The sequence below is a fragment of the Desulfobacteraceae bacterium genome, assembly GCA_022340425.1.
Lineage (GTDB): Bacteria > Desulfobacterota > Desulfobacteria > Desulfobacterales > JAABRJ01 > JAABRJ01.
This window is the reverse complement of record JAJDNY010000148.1, coordinates 1-10500: the sequence shown is the minus strand read 5'-3', so window position 1 is coordinate 10500 and position 10500 is coordinate 1. Positions and strand designations below refer to the sequence as shown.

Sequence of the window (10500 nt, the reverse complement as noted above, 5' to 3'; positions counted from 1 at the left end):
GGCTTTTTTTGCCGAGCTCGACGATGTCCAGGAGGCGTTTGCGCTCCAGGGCGCGATCGATGGCGATGCGCAGCTCTTCGCGGGGGATGGGTTTGACCAGGTAGTCGTAGGCCCCTTTGCGAAGGCACTCCACCGCCACCCGGGCGTCGTTGACGGCGGTGATCATGATGCACTCGGTGGTGGGGCTGGTGGTCTTGATGAGATCCAGCAGGGCCATGCCGTCCAACTCGGGCATCTGCATGTCGATTAGGGCGAGGTCGAAGGTCTCGCCCTTTTGGAAGAGAGCCGCCGCTTTTATGGGATCCTCCTCCACCCGGAAGTCACGATACCCGAAATCCACCAGATGCATCCCCAGGATTTCCAGAAAATCCCGATCATCGTCGACGGCGATGATTCTGTTTTCCATCAGTTCTCCATCGGCGGTTGGACGGCCGGCGAACGGATTGGAGCCGCAAAACCAGACTATGCCAAAATGGAACGGAAAGCAAGTGCATTTGGCAACTAACTTGAATTACGAACAGAAAATGATGCCCAGGCCGCCGTGCCGGCCGCCGGGGAGACGGGTCGGGAAAGTGTGCCAAAATGGCATTGTATTTCCAACATATTGAAATAAATAAATAAAGTTTATAGACTGTGCCAAATCGGCACATATCCGGGGTGATCCGCCGGGTTCCGAGGGCAACCCTTCGAAAAACGAAAAATACTGAAAATATTTGAAATTTTATGTTTCGGGGGCCGTTTTCGGCAGCCGGTATGCAATTTGCTCAACCCGGGGATGAGACGGGAAATGGCGACGGTCTCGCTCGGCACACATCGCCGGTTGACGCCCCCGGCTGCGGGGTGGCCGGCGGTTCACCTTGACCCCACCGGTTTGGCGGCATCGGGAAGGTGGGGTTCCATCAAACAACCCAGGAGGTAAATCCATGGAGTTAGCGCGCAAGCTGGACGCGGGAACCTTTGTGGTGCTCGCCGAGATCGAGCCGCCTAAAGGGGCGGACGCGTCTGCGATGGTGGGCGCCGCAACCAAGGTCAAGGGGGCGGTGGATGCTTTTCTGGTGCCGGAGATGAGCAACGCGGTCATGCGCATGAGCTCCCTCAGCGGCGCCATGCTTCTCCAGGCCAAGGGGATGGATGCGATCATGCAGGTCAACTGCCGCGACCGCAACCGGCTCGCCCTGCAGGCGGATCTTCTCGGGGCGAGCGCCTGCGGGGTGGGCGGGGTGATGGCGGTGGGTGGTGAGGACCCCAGCTTCGGGGACCATCACGAGGCCCGGCCGGTCTACGACATTCAACTGCTGGAGCTGCTGGCGGCCATCCGCGGCCTGCAAGCCGGTCGGGACATGGCCGGGGTCGAGCTTTCCGGTAAACCGCAGTTTCTGGTGGGTGCGGCGGTCAACAGCGGCGCCCCGGCCCACGAACTGGACCGGGAGGTGGTGGAGATGGGCAAAAAGGTCGAGGCCGGGGCGCGCTTTTTCGTCACCCCCCCGGTCTTCGACCTCAACGTGCTGGAGGCCTTCCGACAGCGAATCAGGCGCTACGATGTCCACCTGATCCCCACCGTGCTGCTGCTCAAGTCCCTGGGCATGGCGCGCTATCTCCAGCGCCACATGGCCAACGTGAGCGTTCCCGGGGCGCTCATCCAGCGGCTGCAAAAGGCCCCCGACAAGGTCCGGGAATGCACCCGGATCGCGGCTGAAACCATGGCCGCGCTGCGCGAGGCGCGCTTTAGCGGGGTGTTGATCTCCACCCTCGGTTGGGAGCACAAGCTTCCCGAGATTCTCGGCGGCATGGGGGTTTAGGCGCGCCGGCAACACGGGGGGCGCAAGCGACGGCCGCGGCCGGGGAGACCGGCGGCGGCGTGAACCATAGCAAAAAAGGTGAACCAAATGGATAACGAGAAGGTCATCGCACTCAAGCAAAACAGTGGGGTCACCGGTTCGGTCATGGTCGTGGGAGGGGGCATCACGGGGATGCAGGCCGCCCTGGACCTGGCGGAATCCGGCTACTTCGTCCACCTCGTGGAGCAGTCGCCGGCCATCGGCGGCACCATGGCGCAGCTGGACAAGACCTTTCCCACCAACGACTGTTCGATGTGAATCATCTCCCCCAAACTGGTCGAGGTCGGCCGGCATTTGAACATCGAACTGCTCACCCTCACGACGGTGAACGCCATCACCGGCGAGGCGGGCAATTTTCGCGTCAGTCTCACCCAGTCCCCCCGCTACGTGGACCTGGACAAGTGCATCGCCTGCGGCGCCTGCGCGGAGAAATGCCCCGCCAAAACCGCGGACGCCTTCAACGAGAAGATTTCCAAGCGCAAGGCGATCTACGTGCCCTATCCCCAGGCGGTGCCGTTGAAATACAGCATCGACCCGGAGCGCTGCATCTGGTTGAAAAAGGGCAAGTGCGGGGCCTGCGAGAAGATCTGCCCCACCCAGGCGATCCGCTTTGACGACGCCCCCAAGGAGCTCAGCCGGGACGTGGGCGCCGTGATCATGACGGCCGGGCTGCAGGCCTTTGACCCCGCCGGACTGGACAACTACCAGCACGGCAAGCTGCCCAATGTGGTCACCAGCCTGGCGTTCGAGCGCCTGCTGTCCGCCGGCGGGCCCACCGGCGGCCACGTGACGCGCCCCTCGGACGGCCGTGAACCCAGGCGCATCGCCTGGCTGCAGTGCGTCGGTTCGCGCGATCTCAACCGCTGCGGCAACCATTACTGCTCCTCGGTTTGCTGCATGTATGCCATCAAGGAGGCGGTGATCGCCAGGGAGCACCTGGGGCCGGAGTTCGAACCGACCATCTTTTTCATGGACATGCGCACCCACGGCAAGGAGTTCGAGAAGTACTACACGCGTGCCAAGGCCGAAGGGGTCCGTTTCGTGCGCTCCCGGGTGCACACCATCACCGAGGCGGCCGACGGCTCCCTCAACCTGCGGTATGTCACCGAGGAAGGGGCCCTGGTGGAGGAGCCTTTCGACCTGGCGGTGCTCTCGGTGGGGATGGAGCCGGCCGATAGCGCGGTGGAAACCGCTAAAAAGCTCGGTGTGGCGCTCAACCCCTACCGCTTCGTGGCCACCGAGGATCTGAGCCCCGTGAGCAGCTCGCGGCCCGGGATCTTTGTCGCCGGCGTGCTCCAGGGGTGCAAGGACATCCCCCAGTCGGTCGTCGAGGCCAGCGCGGCGGCCTGCAGCGCGGCCGTTGGTCTGACCCCGGCGCGGGGCAGCCGGGTCACGGCGCCCGTTTTTCCGGCAGAGCGTGCGGTGGGCGGCGACGCGCCGCGGGTGGGGGTTTTTGTCTGCAACTGCGGCGTCAATATCGGCGGCATCGCCGATGTGCCCGCCCTGGTGGCCTTTGCCAAGGGGCTGCCGCACGTGGTCTACGCCGAGGAGAACCTCTTCTCCTGCAGCCAGGACACCCAGGAGAAGCTGGTCGCTGTGATCCGCGAGCAGAACCTCAACCGCATCGTCGTGGCGGCCTGCACCCCCCGTACCCACGAGGCCCTCTTTCAGGAGACCCTGCGCGACGCAGGGCTCAACCCCTATCTCTTCGAGATGGCCAACATCCGCAACCAGTGCACCTGGGTGCATTCCGAGAACAAGGACAAGGCCACCGACAAGGCCCGCGACCTGATCCGCATGGCCGTGGCGCGCGCCACCCTGTTGGAGCCGATCCCCGATCTGGACGTGCCCATCGAGAAATCGGCCCTGGTGGTGGGCGGCGGCGTGGCCGGCATGACGGCGGCCCTGAGCCTGGCCGATCAGGGCTTTCCGGCGGTGATTGTCGAGAAGGCCGAGGTTCTGGGCGGTGCGGCGCGCGATGTGCGCAGCACCCGGCAGGGGCAGGACGTGCCGCTTTTCCTCGAGAAACTGGTGGCGCGGGTGGAAAAGCACCCCGCTGTCACGGTGCTGTGCAACGCCGAGGTCACGGAGGCCTCGGGATTTGTCGGCAACTTCGAGACCACGGTGGTTTCGGGCGAGGGCGCGCGCACCGTCAGGCACGGGGCCACCATCATCGCCACCGGCGCCCAGGCCACCGATACGGATGAATACCTCTACGGAAAGCACCCGCGGGTGACCCGCTGGCACGACCTGGAGCAGCACCCCGAGCGTCTGGAGGGGGCCGAGAGCGTCGTCTTCGTGCAGTGCGTCGGCTCGCGCGACGACAAGCGGCCCTACTGCTCGCGGATCTGCTGCACCTCGGCGGTCAAACAGGCCGTCTGGATTCGCAACCGCTTCCCGGACACGGCGGTCTACATCCTCTACCGCGATATCCGTACCTTCGGCGAGGCCGAGCTGCTCTACAAGCAGGCACGCGAGCTGGGGGTGATCTTCATCCGCTACAGCCTGGAGCGCAAGCCGGTGGTCCGCCCCGACGGCGAGCGGCTCAAGGTGGAGGTCTTCGACCCGGTCCTGCAGCGCGCACTTGCCATTCCGGCCGACTATCTCAACCTGATGACCGCCGTGGAACCCCCCAAGCAGACCCGTTTGGCGGAACATTACAAACTGCCGCTGACCGCCGAGGGCTTTTTCATGGAGGCCCACGCCAAATTGCGGCCGGTGGACTTTGCCACCGACGGCATCTTTGTCTGCGGCCTGGCCCACTACCCCAAGCCCTTGGAGGAGAGCATCGCCCAGGCCCTGGCGGCCGCCGGGCGCGCCACCACGGTTCTGGCACGGGAGGCGGTCAAGGTCTCACCGCTGGTCTCCCAGGTGGATGCCGAAAAATGCATCGGCTGTGGCCTGTGCGCCGAAATCTGCCCCTTCGGCGCCATCGAAATGATGCCGGTGGAGGGCAAGGGCCTGCGGGCGCGCAATATCCCGGCCTCCTGCAAGGGCTGCGGCCTGTGCGCGGCCTCCTGCCCCCAGCGGGCCATCGACATGCTGCATTTCCGTGACCAGCAGATCATCGCCGCGGTCGCCGCGGTGGTCTGAGGGCTGCGGGCGCTATCGTGAATCCGGTTGGCCCGGGGCCAACCCCAGAGATGGAAGGGAAAACCGATGACCGTCTTCGAACCGAAAATCGTGGCCTTTCTTTGCAACTGGTGCGCCTATGCCGGCGCCGATCTGGCCGGCGTGTCGCGCTTTCAGTACCCCGCCTCGATCCGCACGGTGCGGGTCATGTGCTCCGGCCGGGTGGACCCGGTGTTCGTGGTTCAGGCCCTGCAGCGGGGCGCCGACGGGGTGCTGGTGGCCGGGTGACATTTCGGTGACTGCCATTACCTGGAGGGTAATGTTCAAGCCGACAAGAAGATTCGCTTGGCCCGCAAGCTCCTGGAACTCTCCGGCATCGGCGAGGGGCGCCTGCACCTGGCGTGGGTGTCATCGGCCGAGGCCCAGCGCTTCGTCGAGATCGTCACCACCGTGACCGAATCCGTCGTCCGGCAGGGGCCGTTTGACCCCGGGGCCTATCCCCTGGCCCTGAGGGCCGCCGAGATGACCCTGGACAGCGAGGTGGTTCGCTGGCTGGCGGGCAAGGAGGTCCGGATCACCAGCCGCGGCGACGTCTACGGCCGCAGCTGGGAGACCGAGCGTCTGGAGAAGATCATGGACGAGGTGCTGGCGCGGGAATACCAGAAAAACCTGATCTACCTGGCCATCGGTGAGGGGGCCGTTTCGGTGCGCGAGATCAGCGCCGCCACGGGGCTTGAACTGATGCGAATCTCCTACCTACTGACGGACCTGGAGAAGACCAACAGGATCGAATTCAAGGGCATGCACGATCGCAAACCGGTTTTCGGCGTGCTTTAACACGAAGGAGTCGACATGCAAGCGGAAAAAGTCAACACGAGCGGATCCGTGATGGTGGTGGGGGCGGGGATCGCCGGGATGCAGGCCTCCCTGGACCTGGCCAATTCGGGTTACAACGTCTATCTGGTGGAGAAATCACCGACCATTGGCGGGATGATGTCGCGGCTGGACAAGACCTTTCCCACCAACGACTGTGCCATGTGAGTGATCTCACCCAAACTGGTCGAGGTCGGCCGGCACCTGAACATCAACATCATCACCAACAGCGAGATCCAGCGCATCGAGGGCGCGCCCGGCAACTTCAACGTCGCCGTCACCAGCCGCCCGCGCTACATCGACCCCGCCGCCTGCACCGGCTGCGGGGACTGCGCCCGGCACTGTCCGGTGACCGCTGTCAACCCATACAACAAGAACCTGGACGATCGGCGGGCGACGTTTATCGAATACCCCCAGGCGGTGCCGCTGGCCTTTGCCATCGATCCCAAGGTCTGCATCGGCTGCGGGCTGTGCGAAAACATCTGCCTGGCCAAGGCGGTGCGCTACGCGGACCGCATCCAGGAATCGACCCTGAGGGTCGGCGCCGTGATCCTCTCCTCGGGCAGCGAGGGCTATGACCCCGCAGGGCTGGATTTTTTCGGCTACGGTCGCTCACCCAATGTCGTCACCAGCGAAGAGTTCGAGCGCATCCTGAGCGCCTCGGGCCCCTACCGCGGGCATGTGATGCGGCCTCTGGACCGCGAGGAGCCCCGGCGCATCGCCTGGATCCAGTGCGTGGGCTCGCGCGACACCAACCGCTGCGGCAACGGCTACTGCTCCTCGGTGTGCTGCATGTACGCCATCAAGGAGGCGATGATCGCCAAGGAGCATATCCACGGGGACCTGGACTGCACCATTTTCAACATGGACATCCGCACCTTCGGCAAGGACTACGAGAAATACTACCTGCGGGCGCGCGACAAGGAGGGCGTGCAGTTCGTCAAGGCGCGGATCCACACCGTGGACCCCATCGCCGAGACCGGGGACCTGGCGGTGCGCTACGTCGATGAAAGCGGCGCCATCCAGGAGGAGATCTTCAGCATGGTGGTGCTCTCCGTCGGTCTCCAGATCCCGCGCACTTCGGTGGCCCTGGCCGAACAGCTGGGCATCGAACTGAACAAGTACAACTTCGTCGCCAGCGACCCCTTCCTGCCAGTGACCACCTCCCGGCCGGGAATCTACACCTGCGGGGTCTTCCAGGGCCCCAAGGACATCCCCACCTCGGTCACCGAGGCCAGCGCCGCGGCCTGCGCCGCCGGGCGGGACCTGGCGGCCGGCCGCGGGACCGAAACCCGCAGCGTCGAGATCCCGGCGGAGATCGACGTGACCGGAGAGACGCCGCGCATCGGGGTCTTCGTCTGCAATTGCGGCATCAATATCGGCGGGATCGTCAAGGTCCAGGACGTCCAGGATTATGCCGCCGGCCTGCCCCACGTGGTATACACCGACCAGAACCTCTTCACCTGTTCCCAGGACACCCAGGACAAGATCAAGGACAAGATCAAGGAGCACCGGCTCAACCGCGTGGTCGTGGCCGCCTGCACCCCCAAGACCCACGAACCCATGTTCCAGGAAACCCTCCAGGCCTGCGGCATCAACAAGTATCTTTTCGAGATGGCCAACATCCGCAACCAGGATTCCTGGATTCACTCCAACGACCCCGCCGCCGCCACCCGCAAGGCCAAGGATCTGGTGCGTGCGGCGGTGGCGCGCGCCGGGACGCTGCATCCCCTGCAGGAGAAAAAGATCAGCATCATCCCCCGGGCCCTGGTGGTGGGCGGCGGGGTGGCCGGCATGAACGCCGCCCTGGGGCTGGCCAACCAGGGGTTCGAGGCGGTTCTGGTGGAAAAGGAGGAGAAGCTCGGCGGGCTGGCCAACCGGCTGACCCACACCATCGAGGGGGGCGACGTGGGGGCCTACGTCGACGACCTGATCCGCCAGGTCACCGATCACCCCAAGATCCAGGTCCAGACCCAGTCCCTGATCGTGGGCTTTACGGGCTTCAAGGGCAACTTCAGCACCGAGGTGCTGGTGGGCCCGGGGATGTATGAGCGCAAGATCGCCCACGGGGCCGTGGTCCTGGCCACCGGTGCGCGGGAATACCAGCCCAAGGAGTACGGCTACGGGGAGGACCCGCGGGTGGTGACCCAGCTGGAGCTGGGGGCGCGCCTGGCCGAGAAGGGGGCCGCCGGCCTGAACGAGGTGGTCATGATCCAGTGCGTGGGCTCGCGCAACGAGGAGAATCCCAACTGCTCGCGGATCTGCTGCCAGAGTGCCATCAAAAACGCCCTGCACATCAAGGACGCCAACCCCGACGCCAACGTCTACGTCCTCTACCGCGACATCCGCACCTACGGGCTGCTGGAGGACTACTACACCCAGGCGCGGGCCAGGGGCGTGCTCTTTTTCCGATACAGCACCGAGCGTCCGCCGGAGGTGGTGCCCGGCAAGGACGGGATCGCGGTGACCTTCGATGACCCCATCCTGGGCCGCCGGCTCCAGGTCAAGGCCGACCTGCTGACCCTCAGCGCCGGCATGGTGGCCGAAGACACCGAGGAACTGAGCTCCATCATGAAGCTCGCCCGCAACGCGGAAGGCTATTTCATGGAGGCCCACGTCAAGCTGCGGCCGGTGGAAATGGCCACCGAGGGCGTTTTCGTCTGCGGCACGGCCCACAGCCCCAAACTGCTCTCCGAGACCATCGCCCAGGCGTATGCCGCCGCATCGCGGGCCACCACCTTCCTGTCCCAGTCGGAAATGACGCTCTCGGCGGTGGTGGCCCAGGTGGAGGCCGATAAGTGCGCCTCCTGCCTGGTCTGCGTGCGCTCCTGCCCCTACGGGGTGCCGCGTATCAACGCCGAGGGCGTATCTGAAATCGACCCGGCCCTGTGTCACGGGTGCGGCATCTGCGCAGGCGAGTGCCCGGCCAAGGCCATTGAACTCAACTGGTACGAGGACGACCAGCTGCTGTGCAAGGTGGAAGCCTTGCTGGAGGGAGTCTTATGAGCGCCGAATTCGAACCCATCATCCTGGCCTTCTGCTGCAACTATTGAGGGTACACCGCCGCGGACCTGGCAGGTTCGATGCGACTGAATTACCCCACCAACGTGAAGATCATCCGGGTGCCCTGCACCGGCAAGGTGGATACGATCCACATGCTGCGGGCCTTTGAGAAGGGGGCCGACGGGGTCTGCGTGATCGGCTGCATGGAGGGCGACTGCCACTACAACAGCGGCAACTTCAGGGCCCGCAAGCGGGTGGCGCAGGTCAGCCAGCTCCTGGAGCAGATCGGGATCGGCGGGCAGCGGGTGCAGATGTTCAACCTGTCTTCGGGCGAAGGCCCGCGCTTTGCCCAGTACGCCGTCGAAATGACCGAGCGTGTGACCGCACTGGGGCCCAACCCCATCAAGCTGGCCCGCAAGCCCGCCGCCGCCTGAGTAAGCGGCGGATGCAGAGGGTGCGGCTGTGAAATCGCCCTTTCAACGGGGTCAACGACAAAGAGAGGTCCGGAAATGATTGTCGCCGACAAGAAACCCATCGAAGAGATCATTGAAACCACCCGAAACTTCAAACGCCTGCTGATCCTGGGCTGTAACGAGTGCGTGACGGTCTGCGAGGCAGGGGGCAAAAAGGAGGTCGGCATCCTGGCCTCGGCGCTGCGGATGAATGCCCTCAACCAGGGACGCGAGGTCAAAATCGACGAGATCACCCTGGAGCGGCAGTGCGATCACGAGTACCTGGAGGAGATCCGCGACGTGGTCGACCAGTACGACGCCATCCTGTCCATCGCCTGTGGCGTCGGGGTGCAGTTCACCGCCGAAAAATACCAGGCGACGCCGGTTCTGCCGGGGGTCAACACCAAATTCATGGGCGCCACCGAGAAACGCGGGCTCTGGGTCGAACGCTGCCAGGGGTGCGGGCAGTGCATCCTGGCCATGACCGGTGGGATCTGCCCGGTTTCGCGCTGCGCCAAGCGGCTGTTCAACGGCCCCTGCGGAGGGTCGACCAATGGCAAGTGCGAAATCAGCAAGGAGGTCGACTGCGCCTGGCAGTTGATCATCGACCGCATGAAAGCCTTGGGCACATTGGAGGACTACGAAAAACTGAGTCCGATCAAAGACTGGTCCACCGATCGGGCCGGCGGACCGCGCAAAGTCGTCAGGGAGGATGTGCAGCTATGACCGTCAAAACACCCAGCAAACTGGAAAAGATTCTGGCCGCCGGGCACCTGGCCGTTACCTCCGAGTGCGGGCCGCCGCGCGGCAGCGACCCGGAGGGCATCACCCACAAGGCCGAGTTGATCAAGGACCACGTGGACGCCATCAACATCACCGACAACCAGACCTCCATGACCCGGATGTGCAGTCTGGCCGCCTGCATCCGCCTCAAGCTGATGGGCCTGGAGCCGGTGCTGCAGATGGTGACCCGCGACCGCAACCGGATCGCGCTGCAAAGCGACATCCTGGGGGCGGCCTCTTTCGACATCCACAATATTCTCTGCCTCTCCGGCGACCACAACAGCTTCGGGGACTGCGCCAAGGGGCAGAATGTCCATGATCTGGACTCGCTGCAGCTGGTCCAGACGGTGCGCCACATGCGCGACGAGGGCAAATTCCTGGGCGGCGACGAGATCAAACGGCCGCCGGAGATGTTCGTGGGGGCGGCGGCCAATCCGTTCGCCGATCCCTTCGAGATCCGGGTGCCGCGTTTGGCCAAG

7 protein-coding genes and 1 pseudogene are annotated in these 10500 nt (G+C 64.6%); 7 read left to right on the top strand and 1 reads right to left on the bottom strand.

Annotated features, from left to right (window positions below):
- Positions 1–406 (bottom strand): response regulator (locus LJE63_12930; protein ID MCG6907510.1); only part of this gene is annotated, 406 nt, incomplete at its 3' end.
- Positions 407–923: 517 nt separating this feature from the next.
- On the opposite strand from LJE63_12930, the gene LJE63_12925 reads away from it, so the two are divergent.
- From LJE63_12925 to LJE63_12895, 7 genes and pseudogenes are all read left to right on the top strand, one after another.
- On the top strand, positions 924–1799 hold the full coding sequence (locus LJE63_12925) for a methylenetetrahydrofolate reductase (GenBank protein ID MCG6907509.1): 876 nt from the start codon (positions 924–926) through the stop codon (positions 1797–1799).
- An 87-nt stretch (positions 1800–1886) separates the two neighbouring features.
- Positions 1887–4931, top strand: a complete 3045-nt coding sequence (locus LJE63_12920) for a CoB--CoM heterodisulfide reductase iron-sulfur subunit A family protein (GenBank protein MCG6907508.1) — start codon at positions 1887–1889, stop codon at positions 4929–4931.
- A 66-nt stretch (positions 4932–4997) separates the two neighbouring features.
- A pseudogene (locus tag LJE63_12915) lies at positions 4998–5375 on the top strand (hydrogenase iron-sulfur subunit).
- A gap of 387 nt (positions 5376–5762) precedes the next feature.
- Complete coding sequence (locus LJE63_12910) at positions 5763–8789, top strand: FAD-dependent oxidoreductase (GenBank protein MCG6907507.1); 3027 nt, start codon at positions 5763–5765, stop codon at positions 8787–8789.
- A 65-nt stretch (positions 8790–8854) separates the two neighbouring features.
- Positions 8855–9220, top strand: a complete 366-nt coding sequence (locus LJE63_12905; GenBank protein MCG6907506.1) for a hydrogenase iron-sulfur subunit — start codon at positions 8855–8857, stop codon at positions 9218–9220.
- Positions 9221–9295: 75 nt separating this feature from the next.
- A complete protein-coding gene (locus LJE63_12900; protein ID MCG6907505.1) occupies positions 9296–9964 on the top strand; it encodes a methylenetetrahydrofolate reductase C-terminal domain-containing protein in 669 nt (222 codons plus the stop codon).
- Positions 9961–10500: methylenetetrahydrofolate reductase (locus LJE63_12895; protein ID MCG6907504.1), on the top strand; the 540-nt coding region annotated here is incomplete at its 3' end. The genes LJE63_12900 and LJE63_12895, both read left to right, overlap by 4 nt.

Coding starts and splice junctions, on each gene's coding strand:
- LJE63_12925 (MCG6907509.1), top strand. CDS start 924: ATGGAGTTAGCGCGCAAGCTGGACGCGGGAACCTTTGTGGTGCTCGCC.
- LJE63_12900 (MCG6907505.1), top strand. CDS start 9,296: ATGATTGTCGCCGACAAGAAACCCATCGAAGAGATCATTGAAACCACC.